At 76.5% G+C, this 16,702-nt stretch carries 16 protein-coding genes and 1 pseudogene; 5 read left to right on the forward strand and 12 right to left on the reverse strand.

The window, feature by feature from the left end; genetic code table 11:
• Positions 1-41: 41 nt before the first annotated feature.
• The 3 genes from OO48_RS16215 to OO48_RS16225 all read right to left on the reverse strand — a co-directional run bounded on the left by OO48_RS16215 (position 42) and on the right by OO48_RS16225 (position 2,504).
• Complete coding sequence (locus OO48_RS16215) at positions 42-845, reverse strand: DUF1206 domain-containing protein (protein WP_051732196.1); 804 nt, start codon at positions 843-845, stop codon at positions 42-44.
• Positions 846-892: 47 nt separating this feature from the next.
• Positions 893-1,162: a membrane protein gene (locus OO48_RS16220; protein ID WP_033216710.1), complete on the reverse strand. Its 270-nt coding sequence runs from the start codon at positions 1,160-1,162 to the stop codon at positions 893-895.
• 130 nt (positions 1,163-1,292) lie between these two features.
• Complete coding sequence (locus OO48_RS16225; protein WP_033216711.1) at positions 1,293-2,504, reverse strand: phospholipase D-like domain-containing protein; 1,212 nt, start codon at positions 2,502-2,504, stop codon at positions 1,293-1,295.
• A 143-nt stretch (positions 2,505-2,647) separates the two neighbouring features.
• On the opposite strand from OO48_RS16225, the gene OO48_RS16230 reads away from it, so the two are divergent.
• The 3 genes and pseudogenes from OO48_RS16230 to OO48_RS16240 all read left to right on the forward strand — a co-directional run bounded on the left by OO48_RS16230 (position 2,648) and on the right by OO48_RS16240 (position 6,224).
• A complete protein-coding gene (locus OO48_RS16230; protein ID WP_081952165.1) occupies positions 2,648-4,345 on the forward strand; it encodes a bifunctional phosphatase PAP2/diacylglycerol kinase family protein in 1,698 nt (565 codons plus the stop codon).
• Positions 4,345-5,271, forward strand: a pseudogene (locus OO48_RS16235) (YihY/virulence factor BrkB family protein); the annotation flags it as partial. The gene OO48_RS16230 and the pseudogene OO48_RS16235, both read left to right, overlap by 1 nt.
• Before the next feature lie 152 nt (positions 5,272-5,423).
• The gene (locus OO48_RS16240) at positions 5,424-6,224 is read left to right on the forward strand and encodes a phosphatase PAP2 family protein (protein ID WP_245194673.1); all 801 of its coding nucleotides are present in this window, start codon (positions 5,424-5,426) and stop codon (positions 6,222-6,224) included.
• A gap of 18 nt (positions 6,225-6,242) precedes the next feature.
• Here OO48_RS16240 and OO48_RS16245 read toward each other — a convergent pair whose 3' ends face one another.
• The 8 genes from OO48_RS16245 to OO48_RS16280 form a co-directional block, all read right to left on the reverse strand.
• On the reverse strand, positions 6,243-6,599 hold the full coding sequence (locus OO48_RS16245) for an anti-sigma factor antagonist (RefSeq protein WP_033216712.1): 357 nt from the start codon (positions 6,597-6,599) through the stop codon (positions 6,243-6,245).
• Positions 6,600-6,700: 101 nt separating this feature from the next.
• Positions 6,701-8,338, reverse strand: a complete 1,638-nt coding sequence (locus tag OO48_RS16250; RefSeq protein ID WP_033216713.1) for a fused response regulator/phosphatase — start codon at positions 8,336-8,338, stop codon at positions 6,701-6,703.
• The gene (locus OO48_RS16255) at positions 8,335-10,089 is read right to left on the reverse strand and encodes a hybrid sensor histidine kinase/response regulator (protein WP_033216761.1); all 1,755 of its coding nucleotides are present in this window, start codon (positions 10,087-10,089) and stop codon (positions 8,335-8,337) included. The genes OO48_RS16250 and OO48_RS16255 overlap by 4 nt, the downstream gene beginning before the upstream one ends.
• 59 nt (positions 10,090-10,148) lie before the next feature.
• Positions 10,149-11,318 carry an ATP-binding SpoIIE family protein phosphatase gene (locus OO48_RS16260; protein WP_033216714.1) on the reverse strand — a complete coding sequence of 390 codons (1,170 nt, stop codon included), beginning with the start codon at positions 11,316-11,318 and terminating at the stop codon, positions 10,149-10,151.
• Positions 11,306-11,722 (reverse strand): anti-sigma regulatory factor, encoded by a 417-nt coding sequence (locus OO48_RS16265; RefSeq protein WP_033216716.1) that lies wholly within the window; start codon positions 11,720-11,722, stop codon positions 11,306-11,308. Before OO48_RS16265 ends, OO48_RS16260 begins: the two co-directional genes overlap by 13 nt.
• The gene (locus tag OO48_RS16270; RefSeq protein ID WP_033216718.1) at positions 11,719-12,096 is read right to left on the reverse strand and encodes an STAS domain-containing protein; all 378 of its coding nucleotides are present in this window, start codon (positions 12,094-12,096) and stop codon (positions 11,719-11,721) included. The genes OO48_RS16265 and OO48_RS16270 overlap by 4 nt, the downstream gene beginning before the upstream one ends.
• Positions 12,093-12,932 carry an STAS domain-containing protein gene (locus OO48_RS16275; protein ID WP_033216720.1) on the reverse strand — a complete coding sequence of 280 codons (840 nt, stop codon included), beginning with the start codon at positions 12,930-12,932 and terminating at the stop codon, positions 12,093-12,095. The genes OO48_RS16270 and OO48_RS16275 overlap by 4 nt, the downstream gene beginning before the upstream one ends.
• 179 nt (positions 12,933-13,111) lie before the next feature.
• Positions 13,112-13,591: a Dps family protein gene (locus OO48_RS16280; protein ID WP_033216722.1), complete on the reverse strand. Its 480-nt coding sequence runs from the start codon at positions 13,589-13,591 to the stop codon at positions 13,112-13,114.
• Between the two features lie 248 nt (positions 13,592-13,839).
• Between OO48_RS16280 and OO48_RS16285 the strand changes: the two genes are divergently transcribed.
• Positions 13,840-14,244 (forward strand): SsgA family sporulation/cell division regulator, encoded by a 405-nt coding sequence (locus tag OO48_RS16285; protein ID WP_033216723.1) that lies wholly within the window; start codon positions 13,840-13,842, stop codon positions 14,242-14,244.
• Positions 14,245-14,279: 35 nt separating this feature from the next.
• Here OO48_RS16285 and OO48_RS16290 read toward each other — a convergent pair whose 3' ends face one another.
• Positions 14,280-14,738 (reverse strand): ATP-binding protein, encoded by a 459-nt coding sequence (locus OO48_RS16290; RefSeq protein WP_245194670.1) that lies wholly within the window; start codon positions 14,736-14,738, stop codon positions 14,280-14,282.
• Positions 14,739-15,000: 262 nt separating this feature from the next.
• Here OO48_RS16290 and OO48_RS16295 point away from each other — a divergent pair, with 262 nt between their 5' ends.
• Positions 15,001-16,623: a PP2C family protein-serine/threonine phosphatase gene (locus OO48_RS16295; protein WP_051732199.1), complete on the forward strand. Its 1,623-nt coding sequence runs from the start codon at positions 15,001-15,003 to the stop codon at positions 16,621-16,623.
• The last annotated feature ends 79 nt before the right edge of the window (positions 16,624-16,702 follow it).

The following is a 16,702-nucleotide window of genomic DNA, read 5'->3' on the forward strand; positions in this document are numbered from 1 at the left end:
ACCCGGCCCGCCCGGACGGGAGTCAGTGGAGTCGACGCGACTCAGAAGCGGCGCCAGCGCGCGGAGGCGAAGGAGAACACGCCGTACAGGACCAGTCCGGCGGCCACCACGACCAGCAGCCACGGGCCGGCCGCGCTGTCGGCGAAGGAGCGCAGGGTGTCGTCCATGCCCCGGGCCCGCCCGGGGTCGAACCGGACGGCCGCCGTCACGGCGAACGCGCCGGCGACGGCGTACACGGCGCCGCGGGCCACGTTGCCGGACACGCCCGTCCCGGTCACCGTGGTCCGGGTGCGCGGGCGCATCGACGCGGTGTCGAGCTTGCGCAGGAACCGCCGCTGCACGGCGCGCACCGCGATCGCCACGCCGACGCCCGCCAGCAGCAGCCCGGCCGCGCCCACCAGCCAGCGGCCGCCGGGCCAGCCCAGCGTGGTCGCGGTCCAGTCCTTGGAGGCCGAGTCGCTGTCCGAGCCGCTGCCCGAGCCCGCCGCGTACGAGGCCGTCCCCCACGCCACGAAGCCGTAGAACACGGCCCGGCCGGCCGACAGCAGCCGGGAGCCGGTCTTCTTCTGCCCGGCCTCGCCGAACACCGCCGTCGAGGCCCGCCACAGGGCCATCCCGACGAAGCCGACCGCCAGCGCCCACAGCAGCGCCGTGCCGAACGGCCGCACCGCGACCTGGTGCAGCGCCCCCTGCCGGTCGGCGTCCTCCCCGCCCGCCCCGAAGGCGATCCGCAGGGCCAGCACCCCGACCAGGGCGTAGATCACGCCCCGGGCCACGAAGCCCGACCGGCCCGCGACCGTCGTCACCCGGTCCGCCGAGTCACCAGCACGTGTGTTCGATTCCATCGACGTCCTCCTCGTTGCTTCGCTCCGAACGGTGGTCGCGGTCCGGCTCAGTCGAGCGCCCGGCCGCGGGTGACGAGGTTGCCGATGACCACGTAGACCACGGCGGGGATGCCGTAGTCGAGGAGGACCTGCGCCGTGTGGTTGGAGACCGTGAACAGCCCGCGCGACCAGCCGGAGAGCCAGTCGGCGGCGGTGTGGAACCAGTGGACGAGGCCGTTGCCCTGGTTGGCGTCGAAGAGGTCCAGCAGGATCCAGACCACCAGGATCCCGGCGAGGACGTGGGCCAGTACCGATATGACCGAAGTTGTCCGTCTCATGGCTGCCGCATTGCCCGTCTACGAGACCCCAAACCCGTTGTGGGGAAAGGGAGTTCAGTAATATCGCCGACGCCGGCGGAACCGGCCGGGCCGGCGGGGCCGGCGGCCTGAGCGACCGTCACCCGCGGGGTCAGAGGAAGTGCCGGATCGGGGCGGTGGCCGTCTCCAGGGCGCGCCGGCCCAGGCCGCGGCGGTGCCAGCGCTCCGGGGTGACGGTCTCGCTGCGCGCCAGGTCCTCGTCGAAGTGCCGGTCCAGGACGGCGGTGAACTCCTCGTCCACCACGGCGAGCACCACCTCCTCGTCGTGGTCGAGCGAGCGCCGGTTGAAGTTCGCCGAACCGACCACGGCGGCCGTCCCGTCGACGGTGAGCACCTTGGCGTGCATCATCGTCGGCCCGTACCGCCAGACCGTGACCCCGGAGGCGGCCAGCCGTCCGAAGTGGCGCTCGCCCGCCAGCTGGCACACCCGCTTGTCGGTGTGCCGCCCGGGCACCAGCAGTTCGACGTCCACGCCGCGGCGGCCCGCGGCGCACAGCAGGTCGACGAAGTAGTCGTCGGGTGCGAAGTACGCCGTCGCCAGGCGCAGCCGCCGCTCGGCCGAGGAGATCACCACCCGCATCAGGGTCTGCAGGTCCTGCCAGCCGACGGCCGCCGAACCCCGCACCACCTGGACCACCGCGCCGCCCGGCTGCTCGTGCTCCTCGAACCGGTCCGCCGCGTCGTACAGGGTGCCGGGGGCGCACTCGGCCCAGTTCTGCGCGAAGGCCGCCGCGATGCCGTCCACGGCGGGCCCCACCACCCGCACGTGGGTGTCGCGCCACTCGCCCGGGTGCCGGGCGTCCCCGCACCACTCCTCGGCGATGCCCACGCCGCCGGTGAACGCCGTCCGGCCGTCCACCACCAGGACCTTGCGGTGGCAGCGGTGGTTCTGCTTGAACGGCGACAGCCGCACCGGCCGGCGGAACCAGGAGATCCGGACGCCCGCCCCCTCCATCAGGTCGATCAGCTCCGGCTCGATCAGCCGGCTGCCGAACCCGTCCAGCAGCAGCCGCACCCGCACGCCCTGCGCGGCCTTGCGGGCCAGCGCCCGGGCGAAGGTCCGGGCGATCTCCCCGCGCCAGTAGACGAACGTCATCAGGTCGACCGTCCGCCGCGCCCCGTCGACGGCCTCCAGCATGGCGGGGAAGATCTCGTCGCCGTTGCGCAGCGGAGTCAGCAGGTTGCCTTCGGTCGCGGCTATGCCGATCAGCGACTCCAGTCGGCGGCGCAGCACCCGGCCGCCCTCGGACGGCGCGGCGACCGGAGCGGCGGGGGCGGGATCGGGCGCGGTCTCGGTGGTCATGGAGGGTCCCTCCGTCCGGGGGCGGGTGCTGTGGCGGGCCCTCGGTTACCCACTGCGCGCGGATCAACGCCTGCCGACCGGCCGCAATCGCGCGGGACGGATCACGGAGGGATGAAAACGCCGGTCCGGGGGACACGGGTGCCATGACGAGGATTCAGGGGCGCGTGCCGCCGTACGTCGCACTGGTGGTGGCGGCGGTCGCGCAGGGGGCGGCGCTGGTCGCGGCGGGACTGCTGATCACCCACCCGCCGGCGGGCTGGTGGGACCCGGGCGAGAAGGGGCTGGTCGGCTGGTTGGCCGCGCACCGCACCCCCGGCCTGACCACGGCGAGCGAGTGGCTCTCGACCATCGCCTTCACCCCGGCGATCGTGGCGGTGACGGCGACCGTCGCCGTCCTGCTGCTGCTCCGGCACCGGCGGCGGGCCGCCGTGCTGCTCGCGGGCGCGGTCACCCTGCAGGCGGTGCTGTTCGTGTCGGCCGCCCACCTGGTGGACCGGGCCCGCCCGGACGTCGTCCGGCTGGACGGCTCGCTGCCCACCTCCAGCTTCCCGTCCGGGCACGTCGGGGCGGCCACCGCCCTGTACGGGGGCCTGGGCCTGCTCGCCCTGCACGCGGTGCGCGGACGGTGGCGGGTGCCGCTGTGCGCGCTGGCCTGGGCGGTGCCGGTGCTGGTCGCCGCCAGCCGGCTCTACCGGGGCATGCACCACCCCACCGACGTGCTGTTCGGCGTGCTCAACGGCGCGGCCGCCCTGTGGGTGGTGGCGCACGCGCTGCCCGCCCGCGCCCGGCGGGCACCGGCCGTCCCCGCCGAAACGCCGCACCCGCCCGCCGCGCTGGTCTACAACCCGCTGTCGGTGGACGACGCCCTGCTGGAGCGGCTCGCCGCGGTCCTGGTCGCCCACGGGTACGCGCCGCCGCGCCGCCTGCCCGGCGAGGCCGAGGACTGCGGCCGGGCGGCCGCCGAGCGGGCACTCGCCGACGGCGCCCGGCTGGTGGCGGCCTGCGGCGGCGACGGCACGGTCACCGCCTGCGCCGAGGCCCTGGCCGGAACGGGCGCCGTCCTGGCGGTCGTCCCCTGCGGCACCGGCAACCTGCTGGCCCGCAACCTCGGCCTGCCCACCGACCCCGAGGCGGCGCTGACCGCCGCCCTGACCGGCCGCACCCGCCGGATCGACCTGATGCGCGCCGAGGGCGACGGCCTGGACGGCCGGGCCGCCGCCGTGATGGCCGGCATGGGCCTGGACGCCGCCGTGATGGCCGACACCGGCGCCGCCCTCAAACGCCGCCTCGGCTGGCCCGCCTACGCGGTCGGCATCGCCCGGCACCTCGGCGACCGGCGGTTCGCGCTGACCGTCGCCGTGGACGGCGCCGAACCGGTGCGCCGCCAGGTGCGGATGGCGGTGGTCGGCAACGTCGGCACCCTCCAGGGCGGCGTCCGGCTGCTGCCCGACGCCGCGCCCGACGACGGCCTGCTCGACCTGGTCCTGGTCCAGCCGCACGGGCTGCGGGGCTGGGGCGGCACCGCCCTGTCCCTGCTCACCGGACGGCGCCGGCCCGGCCCGGCCGCCCCGCTGGAGCACTTCCGGGGCCGCCGGATCGAGCTGACCGCCGACCGCGCTCGCCCCCGGGAGTGCGACGGGGACCCGGTCGGCGACGGCCGGGTGCTGGCCCTGACGGTGCGCCCGGACGCCCTGCTGGTCCGCGTCCCGGGCACTTCGGCGTCGGACGCGTCGGCGGCGGTGGAGGTGCCGGACGCGTCCGCCGCGACCCGGCCGGCCGCCGCACCGGCTTCGGCCGCCGCGGCGGGCCCGGCCGGGACCGAGCGGAAGCGGGTGGCCTGATGGGGACCGCCAGCCGGGTCAGACCCGGCCGCGAGCACCTCTCCGCCGACGAGGCCGTGCACACCCTGCGCCGGGGCGCCTGGTGGCCGCTGGCGCGGGACGCCTTCGTGCGCTTCCGCTACGCCGACGGGTTCAGCCACGCCCGCGCCCTGGCCTTCCAGGCGGTGCTGGCCCTCGTCCCGTTCGCGATCGCCGTGGTCGGCCTCGCCTCCTCGCTGCACGGCGGCCCGCTCGGACAGGTGGTCGCGGGCAGCATCGAACGGATGGTCCCGGCCTCCAGCGCCGACCTGGTGCGGGACGTCCTCGACCGCAGCCGCCACCGCACCGGCGGCACCGTCGCGCTCTGGTTCGGCGCGCTGTTCGCGCTCGCCAACCTGGTCACCGCGATGTCCCAGATCGAACGCGGCGCCAACCGGATCTACGGGATCGAACGGGACCGCCCCTTCGACCGCAAGTACGGCCGCAGCCTGCTGATGGCGGCGGGCGCGGGCCTCCCGCTGGCCGCCGGCTTCCTGGTGCTGGTGGCCGGACCGCAGGTCGCCGAGGCCGCCGACGAGGTGTTCGGGCTGGGCCCGGTCACCACCGGCGCCTGGACCCTGCTGCGCTGGCCGGTCGGCGTGCTGCTCACCGTCACCTCGGCCGCCCTGATCTTCCGCCGGGCCCCCCGCCGCCACCAGCCCGGCTACAGCTGGCTGGCCTTCGGCGCGGGCGTCCACCTGGTGCTGTGGCTGGCGGCGACCTGGCTGCTCACCCTCTACCTGCGCCTGAGCGGCTCCTTCGACGCCGTCTACGGCCCGCTCAGCGCGGTGTTCTCGCTGCTGGTGTGGGCCTACCTGACGGCGATCTCGCTCTTCCTCGGCCTGTCCTTCGCCGCCCAACTGGAGGCCGACCGGATCGGCCGGCCCGGTCCGGTGCTGCCCGATCCGCTGGCCACCGACCAGCCCGCGGAGGACGACCGGCCCGCGGCGGACCTGCCGCCCGACACCGGCACCGGCGCCGGCGCCGACACCGACTCCGGGTCGGCACCCGAGCGCGAGCCGTCGCCCCGCGTACCGCGCCCGGGAAGGAGGGAGCCGTGATCCGCCGCCCCACCCTGCGCACCCCTGCGCCCCGCACCGCGAACCCGCGCACCGCGAACCGGCGCGGCGCCGACCTGCGGCTGGGCGAGCGCCTGCTCGCCGCCGTCGCCGCGTTCGCGGTGGCCGCCGTACCGACCGCGCTGCTGCTGGTGCTGATCGAGTCCCACTGGCCGCCGCTGCACCGGCTCGACTCGGGGGCGGCGGGCCACCTGCACGCCACCGTGCGCGAGCACCCCGCCGTCCTCTCGGCGCTGCGCACCCTCAGCAACGGGGTGTGGGACCCGCTGACGATGCGGCTGCTGGTCGCGGCGGCCGTCGTCTGGCTGCTGTGGCGGCGGGCCTGGCGGCTGGCGGTGTGGGCCGCGGCCACCGTGGCCGCCTCCGGGCTGATCGGCTGGGCGGTGAAGGCCGCCGTCGCCCGGGCCCGGCCCGCGCTGCCCGACCCGGTGGCGCACGCCCCCGGCTTCTCGTTCCCGTCCGGGCACGCGATGACGGCCGCGACCTGCTGCGCCGTGCTGCTGCTGGTGTTCTCGCCGGTGCTGCGCCCGCCGTGGCGGTGGGCGGCCCGGGGGCTGGCCGGACTGAGCGTGCTGGGCGTGGGGTTCACCCGGGTCGCGCTCGGCGTGCACTGGGCCAGCGACGTGCTGGGCGGGTGGCTGCTGGGCCTCGCCCTGGTGGCCGCCACCGCCTGGGCGTTCGAGGGCTGGCGGCGCGACACCGGTCGTCCCGTCCCGCCGCCGCTCGCCGAGGGGCTGGAGCCCGAGCTCGCCCCGGACGGACCGGAGCGACCGGAGGAGTGAGCGCGGGCCGGGGGTGGCTCAGCCGCCCCGGTGCAGCGCGGCGATCGCGTCCTCGACGGTGTCGTGGCAGGGCAGCACCCGGTCCACGCCGGTCATGGCGAGCAGTCGGCCGACGTCGGGGGTGGTGCCGACCAGGGCCAGCGAGGTGCCGGCGATCCGGGTGCGGCGGAAGGCGAAGAGCAGTTCGGCCACGCCGAGGGAGTCGCAGAAGCTCAGCAGCGTGAGGTCCAGCACCAGCGGCAGCGTCTCGGCGGTGCGCTCCACGGCCCGGTGCAGGCGCGGCGCGGTGTGGTAGTCCAGCTCCCCCGCGAGCACGACGACGGTCGCCCCCACGGGATGGACGCGGACCTCGATGGTCAGGGCGTACTCGGGCACGGGGCTCCGTACGTTGCGAGGCGGGCGGGCAGGTGGGTGAGCGGGGTGCGGTGGCCGCGGCGGGCCCGTCGGGTGGTGGGGCGGCCGGGCGCGGCCGGGGGTCAGTCGAGCCTGGCGAGCAGCAGCGCGACGTCGTCGGTCTGGGCCCGGGCGAACGAGGACAGCAGCAGGTCGGCCGCCGGGCCCAGTTCGGCGGGGGCGGTGGCGAAGGCGTCCCGCAGGGCGTCCAGGCCGCTCTGCAGGTGCTCGCCGGGCACCTCGATCAGGCCGTCGGTGACCAGCAGCAGGGTGGTGCCGGGCGGCACGGCGCAGTCGACCGGCGGCGGCTGCGGCACGTTCAGGCCGAGCAGGATGCCGTGCTCGGTCAGGTAGCGGGTGGTGCCGCCCGGCAGCCGCAGCAGCGGCGGCAGGTGGCCGGCGTTGGCGACCCGGACGCTGCGGCGGTCGGGGGCGATCAGCACCAGGCAGACCGTCGCGGTCAGGCCCGGGCGCAGCCGGGTCAGCAGGGTGTCCAGCCGGTGCAGCAGGGTCTGCGGGTCGTGGCCCTCGATGGCGTAGGCGCGCAGCGCGTGGCGCAGCTCGCCCATCGCCATCGCGGCCTCCAGGGAGTGGCCGGCCACGTCGCCGATCGCCAGCAGCAGCCCGGCGGGGGTGTCGATCGCCTCGTAGAAGTCGCCGCCGATCTCGCTGCGGGCGGAGGCCGGCTCGTACCGGACGGCGAGGTCGACGCCGGGGACGGCGGGCAGCCGGCTGGGCAGGAAGCTGCGCTGCAGGGTGAGCGCGAGGGCGTGCTCCTCGGCCTGGCTGCGCTGGGCCTCCAGGGCGAGCGCCCCGGCCTGGGTGAGCTGGGGGAGCAGCCCGCGCTCGTCGGGGGCGGCGACCGCGTTCCGGTCGACGACCACGGCGAGCAGCGGCCGGCCGGGCTTGGTGCGGGCCGCCACCAGGGCGACCGGCCCGGCCGGCAGGCCCGTGCCGTCCAGCCCGTGGTCGGCCAGGACGCCGTGCCACTCGTCGGCGTCCAGCAGGGTGGTGGCGGTGCCGGTGGCGTCGCCCAGGGTGTGGTGGGCGATGACGTCGAGCAGCACGGGCGGGGCCTGGAGCAGCCGCACCTCCTGGCCGGCCGGCAGGCCCGGGCCGTGGTGGGCCAGGTGCAGGGCGTCGCGGTCGGGTCCGAGGGCGATCGCGGTGGCCCGGGCGGCGCCGAGCCGGGCCGCGCCGAGCGCGGCCGAGGTGACCAGCGCGTCCGTGTCGGCGGCGCCGTACAGGTCGAGCGTGCTGCGGTGCAGGGCCGCGACCCGGGCGGCCAGGCGCTCGGCGCGCCGGCGGGCCCGGGCGTAGCGCAGCACCGCGGTGACGGTGGCCTGGAGCTCGGCCGGGTCTATCGGTTCGGTCAGGTAGGCGTCGGCGCCCCGGTGCAGGCCCTGGGTGCGGTCGCTGGCCTCGATCGCGGTGGCGGAGATGTGGACCACGGGCAGCGCGGCGGTGCGCGGCCCCCGCTTGATCCGCTCGCACACCTCGAAGCCGGTCATGTCGGGCAGGCTGATGTCCACCACGGCGAGTTCGGGCAGCTCGGCGGTGGGGGAGCGCTCCAGCAGCGCGAGGGCCTGGGCGCCGTCGACCGCCTCGACGACGGTGTGCCCGGAGCGGCGCAGCCAGCTGCCGACGACGTAGCGGGTGGCGTCGTTGTCGTCGAGCACCAGGACGGTGGCGGGCTCGGCGTCCGGGCCGGTCCTGGTCATGATCCGTCCTCGGGTGGGTGCGGTCGGCGCGGTGCGGTCGGGCGGGGGTCGGACAGGGCGGCGGCGATCCGGCCGCTGCTCAGGCCGGACTTGGGCAGCACCGCGCGGGCGTGCGACAGGCGGGCCCGGTCGGCGGCGGTCAGCGAGGCGGAGGTGAGGATGACGACGGGCGTCTGCCGCAGCGCGGGATCGGCCCGCAGCTCGGCGAGGACCTGGTACCCGTCGACGTCCCCGAGGTGCAGGTCGAGGACGATCGCGTCGGGCCGGTTGTCGCGGATCACGGCGAGCGCGGCCGCGCCGTCGTGGGCCTCCACCACCCGCTCGGCGATCTCGTGCAGCAGCGGGCGCAGCACGTCCCGGAACGCCGGGTCGTCGTCGACCGCGACCAGCACGCCCAGCCGGGCGCCGACCGGCGGGGCCGGGCGCGCGGGCAGCCGGACGGTGAGCGAGGTGCCCCGCCCGGGGGTGCTGTCCAGGCGCAGCGTGCCGCCGAGGATCTCGGTCAGCCGGCGGGCGTACGGCAGGCCCAGGCCCGTGCCGCGGCGGCCCCGCTGGTGCGCGCCCTTCACCTGGTAGAACTCCTCGAAGACGCGTTCGTGCTGGTCGGCCGGGATGCCCACGCCGGTGTCGGTGACGGTCAGCACCAGGACCGGGACCTCGGCCCCGGCCTCCTCGATCCGGGCGGTCAGCTCCACCGAGCCCTGCTCGGTGAACTTCAGTGCGTTGGACAGCAGGTTGCGCAGGATCCGCACCAGCATCGTCTCGTCGCCGAGCAGTTCCCCCGGCGCCTCGGGCGCGGGGCCGATGCGCAGCGCGACGCCGGGGCGGGCCAGGCCGCGCAGGGTGCCGTCCAGGTGGGTGAGGACGGCCCGCAGGTCCAGCGGCGCCCACAGCGGGTCGAGGGTGCCGGACTCCGCCTTCGCGACGTCGAGCAGCTCGTCCACCAGGGCGAGCAGGGTCCGGCCGGAGTCCGCGATCAGGGACAGCTGGCGGAAGCGCTCCTCCGGCGGGGCGCCGGCGTCGGCGCGCAGCAGCTCGGCCAGGCCCACCACCGCGTTGACGGGGGTGCGCAGCTCGTGGCTGACGTTCGCCCAGAACCGGCTCTTGGCCTCGCTGGCCTCGCGCAGCTGCCGGGACTTCTCGTCGAGTTCGGCGTACAGCGCCACCACGCCCCGGTTGGTCTCCTCCAGCTCCTCCGAGAGCTCCGAGTACAGCGCCAGGACGCCCCGGTTGGTCTCCTCCAACTCGCTGTTCAGGCGGCGCAGTTCCTCGCGCTGGGCACGGGTGTGCTCCAGGGCGGCGATCAGGTCGCGGGTCTGCGCCCGGGAGTCCTCCAGGGCGCTGGGTCCGGTGTGCGCGTCGAGCAGGCGGCGGGCCCGCCCGACCAGCTCCTGGTCGTGGTCCGGGCCGTGGCCCAACCGCTGCTCGATGCGCACCAGACCGTCCCCGCCTCCGTGCTCGTGGTGGGTGGACAGCAGCCGGGCGGACGCCTCCAGCGCCTCGGTGGGCAGCCGGTGACCGCCCCGCCAGACCAGGGTGACCCGCAGGGCTCCCGGCGGGCCCGGCAGCAGGTCGAACTCGGCGGTGAGCCGTTCGGCGCCGAGCAGGCCGCGGCCCAGCTCGCTCAGCGCGGTGGCCAGCCGGACGGCGTCCTGCCCGTCCGCGCCGAGCAGGTCGGCGACGGCGCGGGCGCTGCGGCGCAGCGCGAAGGTGTCCCGGGCGGCGGCCACCGAGGTGGTGCCCAGGTGCACGGCCGACTGTCCGTCCCCGTGTCCGTCGGGCCGGTGGTCCGGCTGCCCGGTCGGCGCGTTCACCAGGCACCCTTCGCGACCACCACGCCGGCGTCGTCCCGGCGCACCCCCGCCTCGCGCAGCAGCAGGGCGGCGGCGGTGACGGGCAGGTGGGAGAACAGGCCGGGGACGTCGACGGCCCGCCAGCGGTCGGTCAGCCCGTCCGAGTGCAGCACGACCGCGCTGCCGGGCGGCAGGTCCTGCCGGACGGTGTGCGGCGCGGGCAGCTGGTGGCCGACGATGCCGGGGGAGGAGGGCAGCGAACGCCGCGCCCCGGTGGCGGTGTCCACCACGAAGGCGCTGACGTTGCCGACCCCGCAGAACGTCAGCCGGGCGGCGGCCGGCTCGACCAGGGCGACGGCGACCGCCCCGCCGCGCCCGGCGCGCAGCACCCGGTGCAGGTCGGCCAGCACCTGTTCGGGCCGCTGCGCGGGGCCGCGGTGGAAGGCGGCGACGGCGTCCGAGGCGGCCCGGGCGGCGAGCGGACCGTGGCCCAGGCCGTCGCAGAACATCAGCAGGAAGGCGCCGGAGCCCTCCCCGGGGCCCGGCTCGGCGGAACCCTGGACCCGGGGCACCCGGTTGGTCAGCACCGACCAGTCCAGCGCGCCCCCGGCAGGCCGGGCCGGGACGGGGTCGGGCAGCGGCGTCGGCCCGGCCGGGCGGACCGCCCAGGCGTCGCCGCACAGCTCCTGCCCGCTCATCGGCCGGGTCAGCCCGGCCGCGGCCGGCTCGCCCGCCGCGGCCGCCGCCCGGCCCGCCGGGGTGCGGTTCCAGAACCGGGCGGTCAGCACGGTGCCCCGGCCCGGCAGCGAGTGCAGGTCGAAGGCGTCGGCGAGGCGGGCGACCGCGCCCAGGCCGATGCCCAGGGTCGAGCCGGAGGAGTAGCCGTCGGCGAGCGCGGCCGGGACGTCCGTCATCCCCGGCCCGCTGTCGACGGTGAGGAACTCCAGCGCCGCCTCGGTGTCGGTGCGCACCACGCGCAGCACCATCGCCCCGTCGGCGGCGTGCCGGCGCAGGTTGGTGGCGGCCTCGCTGACGGCGAGCGCCACCTCGGCGGCCCGCTCGGGCAGCAGGCCGATCCGGTGGGCGAGCTGCCGGGCCGCGGTGCGGGCGGCGGCGGGCAGCGAGTCGGAGTGCCGGAACCAGACGGTGTCCTCGTACCCGGCCGGGGCGGCGGTCACCGGGCCCACTTCGTCACCGACACCTTCGTCCCGGCGCCGGGCGCGCTGTCCAGCTCGAACTCGTCCACCAGCCGGCGGGCCCCGCTCAGGCCCAGGCCCAGCCCGCCGCCGGAGGTCCAGCCGTCGGTCAGGGCGAGGTCCAGGTCGGGGATGCCGGGGCCGCTGTCCTCGAACACGGCGTGCACGCCCACCCGGGCACCGTTGCGGACGGTGGCGCAGCGCATCCGGCCGCCGCCGCCGTACACCAGGGTGTTGCGGGCCAGTTCGCTGGCCGCGGTGACCAGCTTGGTCTGGTCGACCAGCGACAGCCCGCACTGCTGGGCGTACGTCCGGACGGTCTGCCGGGCCCGCACCACGTCGTCGTTGGACCCGATCGGCACGGTCTGCTCGCCCTCCACCCGTGGGCCGGTCACGGGCGGCCCGTACGCGCGGTACGGTCGCGTTCCAGCAGGGCCAGGCCCTTCTCCAGGGTGAGCGCGGTGCGCACCCCGCCCAACGAGAGGCCCAGTTCGACCAGGGTGATGGCCACCGCCGGGCGCATGCCGACGACCACGGTCTCGGCGTCCAGCATGCGCGAGATCGCGGCGGTGTTGGCGAGCATCCGGCCGACGAAGGAGTCGACGATCTCCAGCGCCGTGATGTCGATGACCACGCCGGTGGCGCCGGTGGCGACGATCCGCTCGGCCAGGTCGTCCTGCAGGTCCAGGACGATCTGGTCCTCCAGGTCGACCTGGATGGAGACCAGCAGGACCTGGCCGAGCTTCAGGACGGGGACGCGGTCGCTCATCGGGAGCCGCCGAGGGGGGCCTGCGCACCGCTGAGCTGCAGGACGTGGCGCAGCGCGTCCTGCAGGGTGGCCTTGGTGACGATGTCGCCGAACTGCACGCCGAGCGCGACCAGGGTCTGCGCGATCTGCGGCCGGATGCCGGAGATGGTGCACTCCGCGCCCATCAGCCGGGCGGCCACCACCGTCTTCAGCAGGTGCTGGGCGACCTCGGTGTCCACGGCGGGCACACCGGTGATGTCGATGATGGCGTGCTCGGACTCCGAGTCCACCAGGCTCTGCAGCAGCTTCTCCATCACCACCTGGGTGCGCGCCGAGTCCAGCGTGCCGACCAGCGGCACCGCCACCACGCCCTCCCACAGCTTGACCACCGGCGTCGACAGTTCGAGCAGCTGCTCGGCCTGGGCGCTGATGATCTCCTCCCGGGTGCGGGCGTACGCCTCGATGGTGAACATGCCCAGCGAGTCCAGCAGCCGGGTCAGCTGGAGGTAGGCCTTGACGTCCTCGGCGGTGCTGTCCTCGGTGGGCTCCAGCACGTCCTTGCAGGCGAAGACGCTGACGGCCGTCTCGGTCGGCGTGAAACCGTGCCGGGCCCTGGCCCGGGAGAGCTCCACCAGCAGGGCCCGGACCTCCGAGTACGCCTCGTCCCGCCAGTCCAGACCGCCCTTGTCCAGGGCCTGCACCAGCGACTGGTACAGCTCCGAGAGCTCGCGCTCCAGTTCGGCCCGGCTGATCCGGCCGCCGAGGGTCGCCGACACGGCCGTCACCCACTGCTCCTGCACCGCATCGTCCCGGGTGAGCAGCTCCACGAGCCGTTCCGACGCACGCTCCACCGCCATCAGGCGCTCTCCTCGCTCCTTGGGCCCCCGTGGTCGGGGGCCCGTCCGTCGCACGACGGCACGCGGTGACCCGAGCCGGTCGGCCGGGTCACCGCGCGCCGTCTGCCCCGCTCACCGCGGGGTATGCAGGGGAGGCCGGAAGTTTTGCTGGCGGCTCCGCGACGGGGGAGCGGTGCGGCTCAGGGCCGCTCCGCGTGCTCGGCCCGGAACATCCAGGCGTGCTTCTCCAGCGCCGCCGTCGCCGTGATCAGCAGGTCCTGGGTGACGGGGTCGGCCTCGCCGGTCTTCGCGATCCGCTCGCGCATCCGGGTGACCACCGCGGTGAGCGCGCCCGTCAGCTGCTCGACGACCGCGGTGTCGGCCTGCCAGCCGGAGGGCACCTCCGGCAGGCCGCCGGCCGCGACGGTGGCGGCCCGACCGTCCGGGCTGACCCCGACCGCCGCCGCCCGCTCCGCCACCTGGTCGGCGAAGTCGCGGGCGGTGGTCACCACCTCGTCGAGCTGCAGGTGGACCGAGCGGAAGCGCGGCCCGTACAGGTTCCAGTGCGCCTGCTTGCCGATCAGCGAAAGGTCCACGAGATCGACCAGGGCGCCCTGCAGCGCCTCCCCGGCCGTGTCGCGGTCGTGTTCGGCCAGCGGGCTGCCGGTGGCGATGTCCATCGTCTGTCCTCTCCACGTCGGGGGCGGCCGGCGAACGCCGACCGCCCCCTCGGCTGCCCGCCGCGACCGGACGGAAACCCGTTCGCACCCCGGATAACGATTCAGCATCATCCGCATGGACCTCCCGGTCGGGGGTAGCCGCGTGGGCGCCGCCCCGGCCACCCGGGCCGAGTCCCGCCCCCCGGGTCCGGGCCGCTCGCACAGGCACGCCACCGGCGCACCAGTCACGAACAGGAATGGGGACCCGCATGCCCGTCGCCGTGTCCAGGCCGATCTCCGTCACCCTCCCGGAGAGCCCGTACCCCCACGTCCCGGTCACCGGGCAGCTGCGCTTCGACCCGGGCCTGCCCTACGGCGTCGGCCTGGCCTTCCCGCCGCGCCACCCCGGCGACGAGGAACTCGTCTGGTGGTTCGGCCGCGAGCTGCTCGCCGAGGGCCGCCACACCCCCACCGGCGACGGGGACGTCCGGGTCGCCCCCGGCGTGGACGGCCGGATCCTGGTCACCCTCGGCAACCGGCACGACCGCGCGGTGATCAGCGCCCCCGCCGAGACGGTCACCGCGTTCCTCGCCGACACCTTCGCCCAGGTGCCCCCCGGCACCGAGTCCGCCCACCTCGACCTCGACCTCGGCCTCGCCCGACTGCTGGCCTGACCGCCACCGCCCCGACGCCCGGTGCGGCCCGTCCCTCAGACGGACAGCACCACGCGGATGCGCTTGCCGCCGCCGGGCAGCGGACGGACCTCCCAGCCGGTGGCGACCAGCTGCACCAGCGGCCACCCCCGGCCGCCCAGCCGGGCCGGGTCCCCCAGGACCGTCCGGTCGTCCAGCGGGTGCGCGTCGGAGGCGTCCTCGACCTCGATCGTCAGCACCCGGCCCCCGCCGCTCGTCCGGGCGGCGAACCCGGTGACCCCGCCGGCGTGCCGGATCGCGTTGGTGACCAGCTCGGTGACGGCGAGCCGGGCGTCCCCGAGCAGCCGGTCCCCGACCTCCGGATGCCGGCCCAGCACCTCGGCGACGACCGCCCGGGCCTCGGCCGCGGTGCGCACCCCGCCCACCGCCCGCGCCCGCAGCGTCCCCGCACCCGCGCCCGCCGTCTCCGTACCCGGCGGGCCCGTCGCGGCGGCACCGTAAGCGTGATCGGTCATGGCGGGCATGGTAGTCGGCCGCCGTTCCCCGGGTCCCGCCGCTCCCGGATCCCCGCAGCTCCCCGGGCTCCGACCGCCCCGGACTCCCGGTCGGCCCGGCCTCCACCGGGCGGCGGTAGCATGGCGGTTCGGGTGCGGCCCGCCGGATCCGTTCGCAGGGTTCCGGCAGCCCGCGCCACACCCGTCGACCGCGGTGGGCCCCCGGGCTCCGGCCGGGCGGCGGAAACCTATTGCGAGGTGAGGGCCTGTCAGGGCCCGGACGATGGCATCTTCGACTTCCCCCGCGGCGACCACCGAGTGGGAGTTCCTCGCCGCCTCCCCCTACCCGGTGGCGGTGCTCGGACCCGACGGGGAACTGCTCCACTCCAGCCACGGCGCCCGGCGCCTGCTGTCCGGGCCGGGGGGCGGTCCCGCCGGGGTGCCGCACTGGTTGCGCCGGGCCCACCTGGGCCTCCCGGCGGACGGTGCCCGGCCGGGGACGGTCCGCCACACCGACCCGGTCGCGGGCCCGGTCGAGGCCCATCCCACGCCCCGGCCCGACGGCAGCGCGGCGTGGTGGTTCATCCTCCCGGAGGGGTGCGCGGGCATGCTGCCGCGGCCGGCCGGCGGCCCCTGCGACTGGGAGCTGCTGACCCGGCTGTCCGGCCTGCTGCTGTCCTCGCTGAACGTCGAGCGGGTGCTGGAGACGGCGGCCCGCCAGACGGCGCTGCACCTGGCGGACGCCGCCGTGGTGCTCGCCCCCGGCTCCGGACGGACCCTGCGCCTGGTGACCTGCCTGCGCGGCGGCGATCCGGCGCACGTCCAGCTGCGGGCCGACCCGGCGGAGGTGCCCGGCCTGGCCGAGGCGCTGCAGGGCTTCCCGCCGGTGCCCTCGCGCTGGATCGACCCGGACGCCGCCCCGCAGTGGCTGGTGCCCGCCGGTTTCGGCCGGGTGGGTTCGGTGCTGGTCACCCCGCTGCCCGGGCACGGCGTCTCCGCCGGGGCGCTGGTGCTGCTGCGCGCGCCGGGCAGCGGGCCGTTCGCCACCGAGGAGGAGGCCTTCGCCCGGATGTTCGCCGCCCGGGCCGGCGCGGCCGTCTCCGCGGCCGTCATGTACTCCGAGCAGGCCGCCGTCACCGACCTGCTGATGCGCGAGCTGCTCCCGCCCAGGCTCGAACACCTCAACGGGGTGGACTTCGCGGGCGGTTACCGGGCCTCGGTCGACCGCGACCGGATCGGCGGCGACTTCTACGACGTCCACCCCGCCGCCGAGCCCGGCGGCGAGACGCTCGCCCTGCTCGGCGACGTCAGCGGCAAGGGCCTGGAGGCCGCCGTGATGACCGGCAAGGTGCGCAACACGCTGCACGCGCTGCTCCCGCTGGCCGACGACCACGGGCGGGTGCTGAACCTGCTCAACCGGGCCCTGCTGACCTCCCACCACACCCGTTTCGCCAGCCTGGTGCTGGCCTCGGTGCGCCGCGAGGACCACCGGGTGCGGGTGCGGCTGTCGGCCGCCGGGCACCCCGCGCCGATGGTGGTCCGGGCCGACGGCCGGGTCACCGAGTCCACCACCCTGGGCACCATCGTCGGCGTCCTGCCGGAGGCCGGCACCCGCACCGACACCGTCCTGCTCGACCCCGGCGAGGCGTGCGTCCTGTTCAGCGACGGCATCACCGAGGCCAAGGGCGGGCCCACCGGCCGCGAACAGTTCGGCGACCACCGCCTGCGCCAGGCGCTCGCCCAGTGCGCGGGCATGCCCGCCGAGGCGATCGTGGAACGGATCCAGATGCTCACCGCGCAGTGGCTGCGCGGGGGCCGACACGACGACATGGCGGTCATGGTCATCGCCGCGCCCCCGCGCGGCCACCTGGCCGTGGTCAGCGGACAGCGAGGACACACGGCATGAGCAGCGACGCCTCGACCACCACCCGCCGCCCCGACCAGCCCCCGGCCCCGCCCGCCCCGGCCCCGGCCGTCCTCGTGCC

Source organism: Kitasatospora phosalacinea (genome assembly GCF_000716545.1).
Taxonomy (GTDB): domain Bacteria; phylum Actinomycetota; class Actinomycetes; order Streptomycetales; family Streptomycetaceae; genus Kitasatospora; species Kitasatospora phosalacinea.

Coding starts and splice junctions, on each gene's coding strand:
- OO48_RS16250 (WP_033216713.1), bottom strand. CDS start 8,338: ATGACCAGGACCGGCCCGGACGCCGAGCCCGCCACCGTCCTGGTGCTC.
- OO48_RS16270 (WP_033216718.1), bottom strand. CDS start 12,096: ATGAGCGACCGCGTCCCCGTCCTGAAGCTCGGCCAGGTCCTGCTGGTC.
- OO48_RS16290 (WP_245194670.1), bottom strand. CDS start 14,738: ATGACCGATCACGCTTACGGTGCCGCCGCGACGGGCCCGCCGGGTACG.
- OO48_RS16280 (WP_033216722.1), bottom strand. CDS start 13,591: ATGGACATCGCCACCGGCAGCCCGCTGGCCGAACACGACCGCGACACG.
- OO48_RS16220 (WP_033216710.1), bottom strand. CDS start 1,162: ATGAGACGGACAACTTCGGTCATATCGGTACTGGCCCACGTCCTCGCC.
- OO48_RS16285 (WP_033216723.1), top strand. CDS start 13,840: ATGCCCGTCGCCGTGTCCAGGCCGATCTCCGTCACCCTCCCGGAGAGC.
- OO48_RS16225 (WP_033216711.1), bottom strand. CDS start 2,504: ATGACCACCGAGACCGCGCCCGATCCCGCCCCCGCCGCTCCGGTCGCC.
- OO48_RS16230 (WP_081952165.1), top strand. CDS start 2,648: ATGACGAGGATTCAGGGGCGCGTGCCGCCGTACGTCGCACTGGTGGTG.
- OO48_RS16295 (WP_051732199.1), top strand. CDS start 15,001: ATGGCATCTTCGACTTCCCCCGCGGCGACCACCGAGTGGGAGTTCCTC.
- OO48_RS16215 (WP_051732196.1), bottom strand. CDS start 845: ATGGAATCGAACACACGTGCTGGTGACTCGGCGGACCGGGTGACGACG.
- OO48_RS16275 (WP_033216720.1), bottom strand. CDS start 12,932: ATGGCGGTGGAGCGTGCGTCGGAACGGCTCGTGGAGCTGCTCACCCGG.